The 17,100-nt window shown below is 60.6% G+C and carries 14 protein-coding genes; 9 read left to right on the top strand and 5 right to left on the bottom strand.

Annotation, left to right across the window (positions count from 1 at the left end):
- Nucleotides 1–8: 8 nt before the first annotated feature.
- The 8 genes from nuoN to ASD52_RS32415 all read left to right on the top strand — a co-directional run bounded on the left by nuoN (nt 9) and on the right by ASD52_RS32415 (nt 9,029).
- Complete coding sequence (gene nuoN, locus ASD52_RS32455) at nt 9–1,454, top strand: NADH-quinone oxidoreductase subunit NuoN (RefSeq protein ID WP_057211423.1); 1,446 nt, start codon at nt 9–11, stop codon at nt 1,452–1,454.
- On the top strand, nt 1,454–2,218 hold the full coding sequence (locus ASD52_RS32450) for a biotin--[acetyl-CoA-carboxylase] ligase (RefSeq protein ID WP_162249774.1): 765 nt from the start codon (nt 1,454–1,456) through the stop codon (nt 2,216–2,218). The genes nuoN and ASD52_RS32450 overlap by 1 nt, the downstream gene beginning before the upstream one ends.
- A gap of 24 nt (nt 2,219–2,242) precedes the next feature.
- Nucleotides 2,243–3,910, top strand: a complete 1,668-nt coding sequence (locus ASD52_RS32445; RefSeq protein WP_025426597.1) for a ribonuclease J — start codon at nt 2,243–2,245, stop codon at nt 3,908–3,910.
- A gap of 69 nt (nt 3,911–3,979) precedes the next feature.
- The gene (mce, locus tag ASD52_RS32440; RefSeq protein ID WP_025426598.1) at nt 3,980–4,384 is read left to right on the top strand and encodes a methylmalonyl-CoA epimerase; all 405 of its coding nucleotides are present in this window, start codon (nt 3,980–3,982) and stop codon (nt 4,382–4,384) included.
- Between the two features lie 232 nt (nt 4,385–4,616).
- Nucleotides 4,617–4,886: a DUF1467 family protein gene (locus ASD52_RS32435; protein WP_025426599.1), complete on the top strand. Its 270-nt coding sequence runs from the start codon at nt 4,617–4,619 to the stop codon at nt 4,884–4,886.
- A gap of 780 nt (nt 4,887–5,666) precedes the next feature.
- Nucleotides 5,667–6,995 carry a proline--tRNA ligase gene (gene proS / locus ASD52_RS32425; protein WP_025426600.1) on the top strand — a complete coding sequence of 443 codons (1,329 nt, stop codon included), beginning with the start codon at nt 5,667–5,669 and terminating at the stop codon, nt 6,993–6,995.
- A gap of 20 nt (nt 6,996–7,015) precedes the next feature.
- The gene (locus ASD52_RS32420; RefSeq protein ID WP_025426601.1) at nt 7,016–8,326 is read left to right on the top strand and encodes a lipoprotein-releasing ABC transporter permease subunit; all 1,311 of its coding nucleotides are present in this window, start codon (nt 7,016–7,018) and stop codon (nt 8,324–8,326) included.
- A gap of 16 nt (nt 8,327–8,342) precedes the next feature.
- A complete protein-coding gene (locus tag ASD52_RS32415; RefSeq protein WP_025426602.1) occupies nt 8,343–9,029 on the top strand; it encodes an ABC transporter ATP-binding protein in 687 nt (228 codons plus the stop codon).
- Between the two features lie 63 nt (nt 9,030–9,092).
- On the opposite strand, the gene ASD52_RS32410 is transcribed toward ASD52_RS32415, so the two are convergent.
- The 3 genes from ASD52_RS32410 to ASD52_RS39190 all read right to left on the bottom strand — a co-directional run bounded on the left by ASD52_RS32410 (nt 9,093) and on the right by ASD52_RS39190 (nt 10,745).
- Complete coding sequence (locus ASD52_RS32410; RefSeq protein WP_025426603.1) at nt 9,093–9,560, bottom strand: DUF5680 domain-containing protein; 468 nt, start codon at nt 9,558–9,560, stop codon at nt 9,093–9,095.
- An 80-nt stretch (nt 9,561–9,640) separates the two neighbouring features.
- Complete coding sequence (locus ASD52_RS32405; RefSeq protein ID WP_025426604.1) at nt 9,641–10,210, bottom strand: hypothetical protein; 570 nt, start codon at nt 10,208–10,210, stop codon at nt 9,641–9,643.
- 73 nt (nt 10,211–10,283) lie between these two features.
- Nucleotides 10,284–10,745 (bottom strand): hypothetical protein, encoded by a 462-nt coding sequence (locus ASD52_RS39190; protein ID WP_162174733.1) that lies wholly within the window; start codon nt 10,743–10,745, stop codon nt 10,284–10,286.
- On the opposite strand from ASD52_RS39190, the gene dnaE reads away from it, so the two are divergent.
- Nucleotides 10,671–14,168, top strand: coding sequence for a DNA polymerase III subunit alpha (dnaE, locus tag ASD52_RS32400; RefSeq protein ID WP_057211420.1), 3,498 nt, complete (start codon nt 10,671–10,673; stop codon nt 14,166–14,168). The two genes, ASD52_RS39190 and dnaE, sit on opposite strands and share 75 nt — an antisense overlap.
- Nucleotides 14,169–14,268: 100 nt before the next feature.
- Here dnaE and ASD52_RS32395 read toward each other — a convergent pair whose 3' ends face one another.
- Entirely contained in the window at nt 14,269–15,501 is a 1,233-nt protein-coding gene (locus tag ASD52_RS32395; protein ID WP_057211517.1) for a L,D-transpeptidase family protein, read from the bottom strand.
- Between the two features lie 183 nt (nt 15,502–15,684).
- Nucleotides 15,685–16,977, bottom strand: coding sequence for a DNA polymerase IV (locus ASD52_RS32390; RefSeq protein WP_057226516.1), 1,293 nt, complete (start codon nt 16,975–16,977; stop codon nt 15,685–15,687).
- Nucleotides 16,978–17,100 lie beyond the last annotated feature (123 nt).

The following is a 17,100-nucleotide window of genomic DNA, read 5'->3' as shown; positions in this document are numbered from 1 at the left end:
GATTGGACATGACTGCTGAAATCCTCCTCGCTAGCCTGCAGCTCTCGATCCCCGAGTTGATCCTCGCGGTCGGCGCGATGGCGCTCTTGATGATCGGCGTGTTCGCCGGTGAAAAGTCGACCTCGACCGTCACCGGCCTTGCGGTTGCCCTTCTCATCATCGCCGGCCTCTGGCTCGTCCTGAAGACGGGCGAGGGCGAAGCTTACGGCGGCGCCTTCCTGTCCGATCCCTTCGCCAAGTTCATGAAGGTGCTGGCGCTGATCGGCTCGATCACCGCCATGGTGATGACGGTCGGCCATGCCCGTTCCGCGCAGATCGATCGTTTCGAGTTCCCGGTGCTGCTGGTGCTCGCCACCCTCGGAATGCTCCTGATGATCTCGGCCAACGACCTGATGTCGCTGTACCTGTCGCTGGAATTGCAGTCGCTGGCGCTCTACGTCGTAGCCGCCATCAACCGTGACAGCATCCGTTCGACGGAAGCCGGCCTGAAGTATTTCGTCCTCGGCGCGCTGTCTTCGGGCATGCTGCTTTATGGCATGTCGCTGGTCTACGGCTTCACCGGCCACACCGGCTTTGACGAGATTGCCGCTGCATTGACGACTACGGGCACGCCGTCGCTCGGCCTGATCTTCGGACTGGTCTTCATCCTTGCCGGCCTTGCATTCAAGATTTCTGCCGTTCCGTTCCACATGTGGACGCCGGATGTTTATGAAGGTGCGCCGACGCCGGTCACCGCATTCTTCGCCGCGGCCCCGAAGGTTGCCGCCATGGCCATCTTCGTTCGCATCGTCATCAACGCGTTCGAGCCGGTCGTTGTCCAGTGGCAACAGATCGTCGTCTTCATCTCGATCGCTTCGATGCTGCTCGGAGCCTTTGCGGCGATCGGCCAGAAGAACATCAAGCGCCTGATGGCCTATTCCTCCATCGGTCACATGGGCTACGCGCTCGTCGGTCTCGCCGCCGGCTCTATGGCGGGCGTTCGCGGCGTTCTGCTCTACATGCTCATCTACATGGTCATGACGCTCGGCACCTTCGCCTGCATCCTCGCCATGCGCCGCAAGGATGGCGAGAACGTCGAAAGCGTCGACGATCTCGCTGGCCTGTCGCAGACCAACCCCTTCATGGCCACGGTCCTTACCATCCTGATGTTCTCGCTCGCCGGCATCCCGCCGATGGCAGGCTTCTTCGGGAAGTACTTCGTGTTCATGGCGGCTATCGAAGCCCATCTCTATGCGCTTGCCATCATCGGCGTGCTCGCTTCGGTCGTCGGCGCCTACTACTACCTGCGTGTCATCAAGGTGATGTGGTTCGACGATGCCAAGGGCGAGTTTGCCCGGACGGCCGGCGAGCTTCGCCTGGTTTTCGGTCTCTCGGGCCTGTTCGTGCTTGGCTACGTCCTGATCGGTGGTCCGCTCGGCAACGCCGCTGAAGTCGCGGCTCGGACCTTCTTTTGATAGGCCTTGAAGGCGGCGGCCGGGTTTCGCTCGACGATTTCCGGCACGTCGCTCTCAATGAAGTCGGTTCGACCAACAGCGAATGCCTGGTGCGGGCGCGCGAGGGGGACAGGGGAAATCTCTGGATCACCGCCGCCCGCCAGACAGGTGGACGTGGTCGACGCGGTAGGGCCTGGTTTTCAGAGCCCGGCAATCTCTATGCTTCGCTCCTCTTGATCGAGCCGGCTCCGATCGAGCTGCTGCACTCGCTGCCGCTGGCAGTGGCAGTGGCGGTTCACAGGGCCATCCGACAGGTAATGCCGCTGGCCGGCGCTCCGGTCGAGATCAAATGGCCGAACGATATCCTCATCGACGGCAAGAAGACTTGCGGCATCCTGCTTGAAGGCGAGAGTCTTGCAGACGGACGTCGCGCGCTGGTCATCGGCTGCGGCATCAACATCGCCGTCATGCCCGACGAGGCACTCTACCCGGTGACTTCGCTTCGCAACGAAGGGGCGTCGGTATCGCCGGACGACTTGTTTGCCCACCTTTTCCTGACCATGGCCGAAACGCTCTCCGTTTGGGACCAGGGCAGGGGTGTGGCACACATCATAGACCAATGGCGGGCGGCAGCGCGCGGCATCGGCGAGACCATTACGGTGAACCTGCCGGATCGGTCGCTTTCCGGCCGCTTTGCCGGTATTGATCAGGACGGCCGGCTGATGCTCGATACGGGCTCGGACACGATGCAGACGATCGCCGCCGGCGACGTATTTTTCGGATAATCAAAACAAGGGCGCATCAAAAACATGGCGCAAGAAGAAGAACTGGTGTTCTTGCCGCTCGGCGGCGTCGGTGAAATCGGGATGAACCTCGGCCTCTATGGCTATGGCAAACCCGGTCATCGACAGTGGATAATGGTCGATTGCGGCGTCACCTTCCCGGGGCCGGAGCTGCCGGGAGTGGATCTGGTTCTGGCCGATATCAGTTTCCTGGCGGAAGAACGCCGCAATCTCAAGGGCATCATCATCACCCATGCCCACGAGGATCACTATGGTGGTCTCAACGATCTTTGGCCGGGGTTGAACGTACCGGTCTATGCCTCGCCGTTTACCGCGGGCATGCTTGAGGCGAAACGCGACTTCGAAAGGAGCCGCGGCGAAATCCCGATAACGATCTTCAAGCAGGGCGACCGCATCAATGTTGGCCCGTTCGAAATCGAAGCGGTCGGCGTCAACCACTCGATCCCCGAGCCGATGTCGCTGATCATCCGCACGCCGCTTGGCGCGATCGTTCACACCGGCGACTGGAAGATCGATCTTCAGCCGTCGCTCGGGCCCCTGACCGACGAGCAGCGCTTCCGCAAGATCGGTGACGAGGGCGTGCTGGCGCTGGTCTGCGATTCGACCAATGCGCTTCGTGACGGGGTCTCGCCGTCCGAGCAGGAGGTTTCGGCAAGCCTGACGCAGATCATCTCCAAGTCTGAAGGACGTGTGGCGATCACCACCTTCTCTTCCAATGTCGGGCGCATCCGCTCGATTGCGGAAGCTGCGGAAGAGGCGGGCCGCGAGGTGTTGCTTCTCGGCAGCTCGATGAAGCGCGTCGTCGCCGTCGCCCGCGATCTCGGCCTGATGGAAGGCATCAAGCCTTTCCTCGCCGAAGACGAGTTCGGCTATGTGCCGCGCGACAAGGTCGTGGTGATCCTGACCGGTAGCCAGGGCGAACCCCGTGCCGCACTTGCCAAGATCGCCCGCGACGAGATGCGCAACGTCGCCTTTTCCGCCGGCGATACGGTCGTGTTTTCGTCGCGTACCATTCCCGGTAACGAGAAGGCGATCAACGACATCAAGAACGGCCTGATCGAGCAGGGCATTCACATCATCACCGACAGTGAAGCGCTGGTGCATGTGTCGGGCCACCCGCGTCGCAGCGAGCTGCAGCAGATGTACCAGTGGGTCCGTCCGCAGATCCTCGTGCCGGTGCATGGTGAGGCCGCACACCTGACGGCGCATGCCGAACTTGGCCTGCAGTCGGGTATCGCCAGCGTTCCGCGGCTTCGCAACGGCGATATGCTGCGGCTGGCGCCAGGTCCGGCCGAAGTCATCGACACTGCGCCGCATGGCCGGATCTACAAGGATGGCTCGCTGATCGGTGATTTCGAGGAAATGGGCATCGGTGAGCGGCGCAAGCTCTCCTTTGCCGGACATGTCTCAGTCAACGTCGTGCTCGACAACCGCTACGATTTCCTCGGTGATCCTGACCTCGTTGCCATCGGCTTGCCCGAGTTCGACGACGAGGGCGAGGACATGGAAGACACGCTCTATGACGCCGTGCTCGGTGCTGTCGAAAGCATCCCGCGTGCCAAGCGCAAGGATCTGGCCATGCTGCAGGAGGCGGTGCGCCGCGCCGTGCGTAGCACCGTCAACCAGATCTGGGGCAAGAAGCCCGTGGTGACCGTGTTCGTCACCAAAGTCTGATTTCCTTCAGGCTCCCGGCGCTGTAGACGTCCGGGGGCTTGAAAACAGCCCGAAGGTTGGAGGATCGCGATGCTTGGACGTGTAAACCATGTGGCAATCGCCGTGCCGGATCTGGCATCCGCTGCTGAGGGCTACCGAGTGACGCTCGGCGCTTCGGTGACCGAGCCGCAAGCCTTGCCCGAGCACGGTGTCACCGTCGTTTTCGTCGCGCTTCCCAACACCAAGGTCGAACTGCTGGAGCCGCTCGGCGATGCCTCGCCGATTGCGGCGTTTCTCGCCAAGAACCCGTCCGGCGGCATGCATCACATTTGCTACGAGGTCGAGGACATCATTGCTGCCCGTGACACGCTGAAGGCGTCCGGCGCGCGGGTTCTCGGTGACGGCGAGCCGAAGATCGGCGCTCACGGCAAGCCGGTGCTTTTTCTGCACCCGAAGGATTTTCAAGGCACGTTGATCGAGCTTGAACAGGTGTGACAGTTGACCGCGCGATGCCGGTTTGTGTGATCGCGCCGGTGGCGTTATAAGCGGGCTACAGCGCCGCGCGTCAAGTTTGACGCGCTCAGCACGCTGTAACACTTTAAACTTGCTGCATAATTTTCTCCTTAAATCGATGCCGATTTAAGGAATTATGCAGTAGAATATCGCGAGGATCGTTCCGTTGAGGGCCAGTAGCCAGTTCGGGACAGGTCTTCATCAGGAGCCGGAAATGCCGCTTTTTTCAACCTTTGCCATCTACTTCATTATCTGGTGGCTGACGCTGTTTGCAGTGCTGCCGCTTGGCGTGCGCACGCAGGCGGAGGAAAACGAGGTGGTGCCCGGCACTGTCGAAAGCGCGCCGGCGCGGTTCCGTGCCAAACGGGTCATCCTGCTGACAACTGCAATCGCGGCGGTCATCCAGCTTGCCTGGTACATTGTGTCGGTGCGGCTCGGCTACGGCATCGACAGCATTCCGCGCTTCTATCCGAAGTTCTATTGAGCCAAGCATCGGCAAGCATGTGGGCGCTCGGCGTCTAGGGATATCGAGTGATCGTGTCCGCTTCCTCACAATCCCCAGTTAAGTATTATCGATTTACCGCTGCACAGGCCCGTAGAGTTCTCTCGGGTGCCTCTCTGCGCGAAACCCGGGCAATCCTACGATTGACCGCCCCGAAATTGACATAGTTCAAGAAAGCCCGGGTGCTCCGATGAGGGTTCGCTTGGCGAAAGGCAAAAAAAAACAAGGCTAAAAGCCTTGTTTTTCAAGTATCGCGTGATCTTTAATCCGTTTCCGGCGGCAGCGACGAAGCGCGCCTAAGATCTTATCCTCCCAAGACTTGACCGCGAAAGTCGGCAAGAATTTAGACTTCATGCCTGTTTTGTGAGCCGAAATTAGCCCAAACATTGGGCGATGTCACCTTATTTTTTTGCATTTTTGCTACAGTTGGATAAAATTTCTCCGTTGACAAGCATCGTCGCAATACTGTTACTACCGTGCTCTTTTGACGCAGCTTTTGGCTTGTCGGTTCTCCTTCGAATCTCTCGATCCACTCTGTGTGGTTCCTTCTGCAAGCAGGGTTTTCATCCGGGCGCGAAGCGGCTATGAACGCAGGGCTCGGAAAGGTTCCTGCCGACTTGTCGGTGACGGAAATTTGAGAGCCGACCCCAAGAAGCAATGGTCGCCTTTGCCTGTTTTCGGCGAGACCGGCGTACCTGAGCTCAACGTCATTTCGCCCGAATCCGTCGATAGTGCGACGTTCATCAAGTTCTGGAACCCGTCATGCGCCTGTCCCGCTTTTTCATGCCCATCTTGAAGGAAAATCCGAAGGAAGCGGAAATCGTTTCCCACCGTCTTATGCTCCGGACGGGCATGATCCGGCAGCAGTCCTCGGGGATCTATACCTGGCTGCCGTTCGGAAAGCGGGTTCTCGACAAGGTCAATGCGATCGTTCGCGAAGAGCAGAACCGCACCGGCGCGAATGAGCTTTTGATGCCGACGCTGCAGTCCGCCGAGCTTTGGCAGGAGAGCGGCCGTTATGACGCCTATGGCAAGGAAATGCTGCGCATCAAGGACCGCCAGGATCGGCCGATGCTCTATGGTCCGACCAATGAGGAAATGATCACGGATGTCTTCCGTTCCTACGTGAAGTCCTACCGCAATCTGCCGCTCAATCTCTACCATATCCAGCTGAAGTTCCGCGACGAGATCCGTCCGCGCTTCGGCACCATGCGCTCGCGCGAGTTCCTGATGAAGGATGCCTATTCCTTCGATCTCGACCGCGAAGGTGCCGAGCACGCCTATAACAAGATGTTCGCCGCTTACCTGCGCACCTTCTCGCGCATGGGGCTGCGTGCCATTCCGATGCGTGCCGACACCGGACCGATTGGCGGCAATCTCAGCCATGAATTCATCATTCTCGCCGAAACCGGTGAATCCGAAGTGTTCTGCCACAAGGACTTCCTCGGCTTCGATATTCCCGGCGAAGACACCAATTTCGATGATGTCGCTGGTCTGAAGACGATCTTCGACAAGTGGACCTCGCGCTACGCGGCCACGTCCGAAATGCACGACGAAGCGGCGTTCAACGAAGTCGCCGAAGGCGATCGCCTGTCGGCACGCGGCATCGAAGTCGGCCATATCTTCTACTTCGGCACCAAGTATTCCGAGGCGATGGGCGCGAAGGTTCTCGGTCCGGATGGCAAGGAACACGCGGTCCATATGGGCTCCTACGGCATCGGCCCGACACGGCTGGTTCCGGCGATCATCGAGGCGTCGCATGACGACAACGGCATCATCTGGCCGAAGTCGATCTCGCCGTTCGATGGTGTGATCATCAACATGAAAGCGGGCGATGCCGCTTGCGACGCAGCCTGCGAGACGCTCTATTCGAAGCTCGGCGCCGCAGGATTCGATGCGCTGCTCGACGATACGGACGACCGCGCCGGCGCCAAGTTCGCCTCTGCCGATCTTATCGGCGTACCTGTCCAGATCATCGTCGGACCGCGTTCTATCGCCAACGGCGAAGTCGAGCTCAAGGATCGCAAGACCGGTGAGCGCGAGACCATGACTGTCGAGGCAGCCCTCAACAAGCTGATCGCGACGAAGTAAGTGAGGCAAGGGGAGGCAGGATGACCGCCGTGACGGAAGATCAGGTGCAGGCCGCTGGCCAGTCTGCAAAGTCCGCCAGCCGCCCTTTTTCCGCCTTTGAGCGCATGGTCGCCTGGCGCTATCTGCGTTCGCGGCGCAAGGAAGCCTTCATTTCGGTGATCGCCGGCTTCTCCTTCATCGGCATCATGCTCGGCGTCGCGACGCTGATCATCGTCATGGCGGTGATGAACGGTTTTCGCACCGAGCTCATCTCGCGCATCCTCGGCATCAATGGCCACATGATCGTGCAACCGATCGACGGTCCGCTCAACAATTACCCCGACCTCGCCACCCGCTTTTCCGGTGTGAAGGGTGTGACGATGGCGATCCCGCTGGTCGAAGGCCAGGTTCTGGCCCAGGGCGTCGGCGATTCTTCGACCGGTGCGCTCGTGCGCGGCATCCGCGCCGATGACCTCAGCAAGATGAAGTCGGTCTCCGACCATATTCAATCCGGCGATCTCGTCGGCTTCGCCGCCGGCACCGGCGTGGCGATCGGTTCACGTATGGCTGAGCAGCTCGGCATTCAGGTGGGCGGCACGATCACGCTGACATCGCCGAACGGCGACGTCACGCCGATGGGCATGAACCCGCGGGTCAAGGCCTATACGGTCTCGGCAATCTTCGAGATCGGTATGTCGGAATATGATGCGTCGATCATCTTCATGCCGCTTGAGGAATCGCAGCTGTTCTTCAATGCCGAAGGCTTGGCCCAGCAGATCGAGATCTTCGTCGAGCACCCCGATATGGTCGACGATTTGCGCAAGCCGGTCGAGGACGCTGCCGAGCGGCAGATCTTCATCACCGATTGGCGCGACCGCAACAAGACGTTCTTCTCGGCGCTCGAGGTCGAGCGTAATGTGATGTTCATGATCCTGACGTTGATCGTTCTGGTCGCGGCGCTGAACATCATTTCCGGACTGATCATGCTGGTGAAGGACAAGGGGAGCGACATCGCCATCCTTCGCACGATGGGCGCGACCTCCGGCTCCGTCATGCGCATCTTCTTCATGACTGGAGCTGCCATCGGTGCGGCGGGAACCGTTGCCGGCGTGCTGCTCGGTGTCGTCGTCTGCCTGAACATTGAGTCCATTCGCCAATTCTTCTCCTGGATTTCAGGCACGACGCTGTTCAGCCCCGAGCTCTATTTCCTCAGCCAGTTGCCGGCAGATATGAACGCCGACGAGACGATCCTCGTCGTCGTCATGGCCCTCAGCCTGTCGTTCCTTGCCACGATCTTTCCGGCATGGCGCGCCTCGCGCCTCGATCCCGTGCAGGCCCTGCGGTACGAATGACAAGGACATCATCTGAATGAATGCGCGCGTGGCACTGCAGCTTTCGGGCATCGAGCGTAATTACGGGCAGGGGGACACCTTCCTCTCGATCCTCAAGGGCGCGGACTTCACGCTGAAAAGCGGCGAGACCGTTGCGCTTGTGGCGCCGTCAGGCACTGGCAAGTCGACGCTTCTGCATGTTGCGGGCCTGCTGGAGCGGCCGGATGGCGGAAAGGTCGTGGTCAACGGCGTGACCTGCGACGGTCTCAACGACGACAGGCGCACCGCTATCCGTCGCAACGAGATCGGTTTCGTCTACCAGTTCCATCATCTGCTTCCGGAGTTCACCGCTCTCGAAAACATCATGATGCCGCAGCTGATCGCCGGCCTTGGCAAGGCTGAGGCCGCCGAGCGTGCGCGGGCGCTGCTCGACTACATGCGTATCGGCCACCGCGCCGATCACCGCCCGTCGGAGCTTTCAGGCGGCGAACAGCAGCGCGTGGCGATCGCCCGCGCCGTTGCCAATGCTCCCTTGGTATTGCTGGCCGATGAGCCGACCGGCAATCTCGATCCGGAAACTGCGGGATACGTCTTCGAAGCGCTCGAAGCATTGGCTCGCCAGTCCGGTCTTGCAGCCCTGATCGCCACGCACAATCACGAGCTGGCATCGCTTATGGACCGGCGGGTGACGATCGAGGACGGCAAGGTCGTCGAGCTGAAATAACGCTCGCGTCAAAGCCCGTTTCCAATGGAGCGCGCGATATCAATGTGATGCGAAACCTTTAGTTTAAGGCACGATGAGGCCACCTCGATAGTCGAGTTCGTAGGCTTCGTCGCCGTCGACAAAGATGACTTCACGTCCGGAAAAGTGCCCGGTGTCGCCGCGGCTGTTGTCGATGTAGTAGCCGTAGGCGTGGCGATATTCCATTCCACCGAGAAAGTGCCGCTTCTCGCGATACATGGTATCGAGCGCGGCTTTGATGACGATGCCGGCGCGTTCCGCATCGATCAGATCGGGCCGGATGACGCGGCCGAAATAATTCATGGCCCAGCGGGTGTCGTCCTCGAACCAGACGGTTTCCTGTCCTGCGAAATCGGTCCCACCGAAGTAACTGTCGAGATACCGCCACCGGTCGCGTTGGTAGCCGATATCGCGCGAGCCCGCGCGCGATGGCGGGCTTGTTATCCCGCCACCGACATATGTCTTCGATTTGGCTTCCACGATGAAGTCTTTGAGCTGCTCGATGCTGGCCATGAGAACACCTTGTTTGTTCCCTGGCAGCATGCCGCGACATTCCGTCGATGTAAAGAACAAAAAGGGAACAAATAGCTCGATTAGATGCCGCAGGCGTGCTGGCCGCGGTCGTCGTTCCAGTCATCGAGAAGCACAAGCTCGCCTTTGGCGCTGACGGGCTTGTCGTTCGATTTGCCCTTGCCCGTCAGCACATTCAGGTCGCAGTGCGAGGTATTGTCGAGATTGAGCGTGTCATAGGACGAGTAGGTGTAGCCGCCGACGACAAAGTCGAAATTGCGATAGGCGATCGTCAGCTTCTGTTCCCAACGGTCACGCCCGACCGAATCGTTGTGGGTGGTAATCACCAGCGAACCATTCGGAAGCGCCGTGACGGACGGTGCCTGGCCGGCCATGCCGTATTGCCCCCAGACCTTGTTCGGAACGGCCGACTTGAGCGCCAGCGGGCCGTCTTCGCCGGCGAGATAGATATAGACGGCATTGTTCTCGTCTGTCCCGTCATCGGGCTTCACCAGCAGCGCCAGATCGCCAGCACCATTCTTGTCCCAGTCGCCTGTCGCGGCCGGGACAATGCGGCCGGGATCAATCGCCTCGGCGGCAAGGGCGAGGGAAGGAAGCAGAAAAACGAGAGGCAGGGTCAGGCGTGCAGTCATGTCGTTGTGCTCCGTGTGGTTGGTCCAGTCATAGGCGCGATGGACGGAGCGCTCAAGGTTTCGGTTAATTACCTCAAACGCTCTTTGTTGATGCGGTTAACCATGCGCGGTGGAAAGCGGGCGGTGTGCTCAACAGCGATTGACGAGAGAACAAAAAAAGAACAAAGTGGATACATAACGGAAAAGGAGCCATGTTATGACTGATTTTGTTCGTGACCTCGCCGCCTTCACATCGATGGGCCTGTTTGTCGCCAGCGTTGCCTTCATCGCTCTCGGACTTTGATCCCTGGGCATACTCAAGATGCTGCGCGACCCCGATGCGGGGTCGCTCGATATTATCCCGGCACAGCACCCCCGACACCAGCACCGTTGAAAAGAACGCCGGCCCACGATGCAAAACTGGACATGGCGGGTGATAAACGGGATATCCTGACACCCTGACAGGAATCAGGATGTAGAGATGGCGGATCACGGCAGCGGGGAACGGAACGATCAGACGACTGCGGATCCGCAGTTCGTGCATTTGCGTGTTCACTCGGCTTTTTCGCTGCTCGAAGGCGCACTGCCTTTGAAGAAGGTGATCGGCAAGGCTGTGGCCGATGCTCAGCCGGCGATCGGTATCGCCGACACCAACAATCTTTTCGCAGCCCTTGAATTTTCCCAGAAGGCGGCCGAAGACGGCCTGCAGCCGCTGACCGGCTGTCAGTTGTCGATCGACATGGAAGACGACGGTGACGGCGAACGTCGCAGCCATGCCCAGCAGCTCGCCAAGCTGCCGGCCATCGTCCTGATCGCCGCGACGGACGACGGCTACACACGACTGGTCGATCTGGTAAGCCGCGCCTATCTCGGCGGCGAAGGCAGCCAGGTCACGAGGATCACGCGGTCGTGGCTCGTGGAGGCCGGCACCGACGGGCTGATCGCCCTTTCGGGCGCAGGCGGCGGCCCGATCGACATGGCGGTGAAATCCGGCTCGACGGCCTTGGCCGAGGCACGCCTGGAAGCCCTAAAGGATCTCTTCGGCGATCGGCTCTATATCGAGCTGCAACGGCACGGAAACTTTGACCGCCGACATGAAAGCCGGATGATCGATCTGGCGTACAAGTTCGATGTGCCTCTGGTTGCGACCAACGAGGCGTTCTTTCCCTCGCCATCCGACTATGACGCGCACGACGCGCTGATGGCGGTCGCTCACAACGCCATGGTTTCCGACGACAGTCGGTTCCGGTTGACGCCGGATCATTATCTCAAGAGCCGGAAGGAAATGGCGGCACTTTTTGCCGACCTGCCCGAGGCGCTCGAAAATACCATCGAGATCGCGCGGCGCTGCTCGTTCATGCTGAAGACGCGCGGGCCGATCCTGCCACGCTTCACCGGCGCCTCGGACGATCCGGAGGAGGCCGAGCGTGCCGAGTCCAGCGAGTTGCGCCGGCAGGCGGAAGAGGGGCTCGACGATCGGTTGCGCAAGCTCGGCATGGCGCCCGGCTATACAGAGGAAGAGTACCGCGAGCGGTTGGCGTTCGAACTCAGCGTCATCGAGCGCATGAAGTTCCCCGGCTACTTCCTGATCGTTGCCGACTTCATCAAATGGGCCAAGCAGCAGGACATCCCCGTCGGCCCGGGACGCGGTTCGGGCGCGGGCTCGCTCGTCGCCTATGCGCTGACGATCACCGATGTCGACCCGATGCGGTTCTCACTGCTGTTCGAACGCTTCCTCAATCCGGAACGCGTATCGATGCCCGACTTCGACATCGACTTCTGTCAGGACCGGCGCGAAGAAGTCATTCGCTACGTCCAGGCGAAATACGGCCGCGAGCAGGTGGCCCAGATCATCACCTTCGGTTCGCTTCAGGCGCGCGCGGCGCTGCGCGACGTCGGCCGCGTGCTCGAGATGCCCTATGGCCAGGTCGACAAGATCTGCAAGCTCGTGCCCAACAATCCGGCCAACCCGACGCCGCTGTCAAAGGCGATCGAGGAAGAACCGCGCCTGCAGGAAGAGGCGGAAAAGGAACCCGTCGTCGCCCGTCTTCTCGACATCGCGCAGAAGATCGAGGGTCTCTATCGCCATGCCTCGACCCACGCAGCCGGTATCGTGATCGGCGACCGGCCGCTGTCAAAGCTCGTGCCGATGTATCGCGATCCGCGTTCCGATATGCCGGTGACGCAGTTCAACATGAAATGGGTCGAGCAGGCCGGCCTGGTAAAATTCGACTTCCTCGGCCTGAAAACGCTGACCGTGCTGAAGGTCGCCGTCGACTTCGTCAAGCTGCGCGGCATCGAGGTCGATCTCGCCAGCATTCCGCTCGACGACGAGAAGACCTACGAGATGCTGTCGCGCGGCGAGACGGTCGGCGTGTTCCAGGTGGAAAGTGCCGGCATGCGCAAGGCGCTGATCGGTATGCGGCCAGACTGCATCGAGGACATTATTGCGCTGGTGGCGCTTTATCGTCCGGGCCCGATGGAGAATATCCCGGTCTACAACGCCCGCAAGCACGGCGAAGAAGAGATCGAATCGATCCATCCGAAGATCGACCATCTGCTCAAGGAAACGCAGGGCGTTATCGTCTACCAGGAGCAGGTGATGCAGATCGCCCAGGTCCTGTCGGGCTATTCGCTCGGCGAAGCCGACCTTCTGCGTCGCGCCATGGGCAAGAAGATCAAGGAGGAAATGGACAAGCAGCGCGCCCGTTTCGTCGACGGCGCGGTCAAGAACGAGGTATCGAAGCCGCAGGCCGATCTGATCTTCGATCTTCTCGCCAAGTTCGCCAACTACGGCTTCAACAAGTCGCACGCTGCCGCCTACGCCATCGTCTCCTATCAGACGGCCTATATGAAGGCGCACTATCCGGTCGAGTTCCTGGCGGCGTCGATGACGCTCGATATGGCCAACACGGAGAAGGTCAACGACTTCCGTCAGGATGCCGGGCGCCTCGGCATCCAGGTGATTGCGCCGTCGGTCCAGTCCTCCTTCCGGCATTTCCAGACCGGCGACAAGCGCATCTACTACTCATTGGCCGCCATCAAGGGTGTCGGCGAATCGGCAGTCGAGCATATCGTTGCCGTTCGCGGCGACCGCGAGTTTGCGAGCCTTGAGGATTTCTGCCTGAGGATCGACCCGAAGCTGCTCAACCGGCGTGTGTTCGAAAGCCTGATCGCGGCCGGCGCCTTCGATTGCTTCGGTTACGACCGTGCCGAGCTGGTCGGCGGTCTCGATCGCATCCTCGGCTTTGCCCAGCGCGCGCAGGAAAACAAGACGAGCGGACAGAGCGATATGTTCGGTGCGGGGGCCGCGACCGGACCGGAACGGATCTCGCTTCCCACCTACACGCCGTGGCTCGCCTCAGAAAAGCTGCACCGCGAGTTTCAGGTGCTGGGCTTCTATCTCTCGGCCCATCCGCTCGACACCTACAACCCGCTGCTCGCCAAGATGCGCGTCCAGACCTTCGGCGATTTCGCCGGAGCGGTGAAGAAGGGCGCAACGGCGGGACGTCTCGCCGGCACCGTTACCTCCAGACAGGAGCGCAAGACCCGAACCGGCAACAAGATGGGCATCATCGCTTTCTCGGATTCGTCCGGTCAGTTCGAGGCCGTGCTGTTTTCGGAAATGCTGCACCAGTATCGCGACCTGCTTGAGCCCGGCAAATCGCTGGTGATGACGGTTCAGGCGGAGGAGCGGCCGGAAGGCATCGGCCTTCGCATCCAGACCCTGCGCTCGCTCGAGGAAGAATCGCTGCAGATGCAGAAGGCGCTGCGCGTTTATGTGCGCGATTCAGGACCACTGAAGTCGATCGCCGCCCATTTGAATGCGAGGGGCGAGGGTCTCGTTTCCTTCATCGTCATCAAGGATAACGGCCAGCGCGAGATCGAGGTCGAACTCAACGAGAAGTTCAGGATTTCGCCGGAGATTGCCGCAGCACTTCGCTCGGCTCCGGGTGTGGTCGACGTTGAACTCGTCTGACCGCGCTGCATGATTGCTTGAGCCGGCGGCGTATAAAGATACGGAACGTCAGGCGCGGCTGCAGCGCAGCTTTTGAGTATCGGATCGACTGCGCAGGGCATCAGCCCCGCGGGGATGCGCGGGTGATTGTGATGAAATCGGTCCCGTCGCCGGTTTCGAGCCCGCTCTCCATGTCCGAAATCGACAGCGACGAACCGTCTGCAAGCAGGCCGCCGATCCGTTCGCGGACGTCGTCGGAGACCGTCAGGCGCCCGAGCGTGCGCTGGACGGCATTGAAGGCTGATGCGTCGGCGTCGGCGGCGATCCCGAGGCGCTTCTTCACCGATGACGGCAGATGGTTTTCGAGCGGTACGCCGTACCACTTGCCTTCGCTCTTTCCCTCGTCAATCTCTTGAAATTGCAGGAAATGCGTGCCGAGCGCCTGCTCCGGCTTGTCGATCGTGACGCCTGCCTCGAAAATCGGCTTGAAACCCTGGCGGACAAGGATCACCCCGTTGGGGGGAACGTCGCGGCCCGCTTTCCTGAAGATCGCCTCAGTCAGCTCCGGCGTCAGCTTGCCATCGACGGTCGATCCCTCGGCAGTCTGGAACGCGTTGATGGCGGCGGTCGTGTCCGGGCCGATGTGGCCGTCCGGCACGCCGGCGACATAGCCGAGTTGGTTCAGCGCCGACTGGACTGCACGCTTGATATCGCGCTCGCCGCGTCGGGTGATCAGCATGCGGATCGGCTCGCGGTCTTCTGCTTTGATGACTGAGTTGGCGGTCGATGCCTCGGTCATCGCCACTTCGACCGGCATGGTCTCGGTCTGGCTGATCGCCGGGCGGAGGGGCACATCCGACAGCGGTGCGGGGTTCTCGCCGGGCGCCGGGTTGCGCTGGAAGAGCACGGCGCTCGACACTTCGGTGGGGCTGACCTGCCGATCGGTTATCAGGACATGCACGCCGCGCGACGTCATCTTGAAGAGGCTGGCGGCAAACTTGCTCGGCAGGCGCACGCAACCGTGCGAAGCCGGATAGGCCGGCACGTGATTGGAGCCATGCAGCGCAATGCCTGACCAGGTCAGTCGCTGCATGAAGGGCATCGGCGCATTCGAATAGATGTTGGATTTGTGGTGACGGCGTTTTTCAAGGATCGAGAAGATGCCCGTCGGTGTGGAATGGCCGGCCTTGCCGGTAGAGACTGCCGACGTTGCGATCACCGCGTCGCCGTCATAGACGACGAGGGATTGCTGGTTCTTCGAAACGATGATCTGCAGCGGTGCGTTGCTGCCGGCAAAGCCGACCGCAGGCGAAAACAAGAAGACGACGACGCTGGCCGTGAGAGCGAAACGCAATACCATACACTCATCCCAACACGTAAACTGGCCGACAAGCTTACGCTGAAATCTTTAAAGAATTTGTCCCGATCGACCTACAGCGCCGCGCGTCTTATTAGACGCGCAAAGGTCGCTGTAGCACTTTGAATTGCTGCATGTTTTTATCCTTGCAGGATACGTCAAGCCGCCGCCGATAACGCACTAGTGATCGCGCTTGCCGCTGCCAAAGGTGTAGCCGGTTTCGACGCTGGCCTTGCCGAACTTGTCGCGCAGCTTGTTGATGGCGTCCTCGGCGGCGGCACGACGGGTTGCGGCTGGATCGACCAGATCGGGGGGATCTGCGAGATCGGGGCTGGAAAGATCGCTGACTCCGATGCCGATCAGCCGGTACTTCGTGCCGTCAACTTCCTTCTCCAGAAGCTGCAGCCCGGTGCGGAAGATACGGTCTGCGAGCCGCGTCGGACTGTCGAGGCGGCGGTTGCGAGTCCTGGTCTTGAAGTCGGCAGTCTTCAGCTTCAAAACGACGGTCTGGCCGGCGAGTTCGGATTTACGCAGGCGGTGGGCGACCTGTTCGCTCAGCCGACGCAGATGCGTGACGAGATCGTCGTAGCGGGCGAGATCGTCGTTGAATGTCGTCTCTGACGATACGCTTTTCGCCTCGCCGTCGATCTCGACCGTTCTTTCGTCGAGGCCGCGCGACAGGCGGTAGAGCCTCTGGCCCATGGTGCCGTAGCGGCGCATGAGGTCGGCTTCCTCCATCGTCTGAAGCTGACCGATCGTGCGAATGCCATCGCGCTCCAGCGTGGCGGCGAACGCCTTGCCGACGCCCCAGATCAAGGTCACCGGCCTTTCTCTCAGGAATTCGAGCGCCTCGGCCTGGCCGATTACCGAGAAGCCGCGAGGCTTCTGCAGATCGGAGGCAACCTTGGCGAGGAACTTGCAGTAGGAAAGGCCGACGGAGACGGTAATGCCGATCTCCTGTTCGACACGGCGGGCAAAGCGGGCGAGGGTGCGCGCGGGGGGATCGTGGTGCAGCCGTTGGGTGCCGCTGAGCTCCAGGAAGGCCTCATCGATGGAGAGCGGCTGCACCAGCGGTGTCAGCTCCTGCATCAACGTGCGGACCTCGCGGCCGACGCGAACGTATTTTTCCATGTCGGGCTTGATCACGACCGCCTGCGGGCAGGCCTCAAGCGCCTTAAACATCGGCATTGCCGAGCGCACGCCGTGAATGCGGGCGATGTAACAAGCCGTCGAGACGACGCCGCGCTTGCCGCCGCCGATAATCACTGGCTTGTCGGCAAGCTCCGGATTGTCCCGCTTCTCGACGGAGGCGTAAAACGCATCACAGTCGATATGGGCTAGAGTCAGGTCGTAGAGCTCGGCATGACGCAACAGACGGGGGCTGCCGCAGGCAAGGCAGCGTCGCGCCGTCGCGGTCTGTTCCCTGAGGCAGTCACGGCAGAAGCCTGGAGTTTGAGAACCACTGTCGAGCATATCTGGAACAAATGTTGAACATTGGGACTTTACGCTCTACGCTAACGAGTCTCAAGGGAGGCCGCGTTGGAAATTGCCTTGCATGTCAGGTTGCCGACGCCAAGCCGCTGGTCGGATTTTGCG

The sequence above is a fragment of the Ensifer sp. Root142 genome, assembly GCF_001426785.1.
Classification (GTDB): Bacteria; Pseudomonadota; Alphaproteobacteria; order Rhizobiales; family Rhizobiaceae; genus Ensifer; species Ensifer canadensis.
Note: the sequence above shows the minus strand (reverse complement) of the source record. Positions and strands in the feature narration are given on the sequence as shown.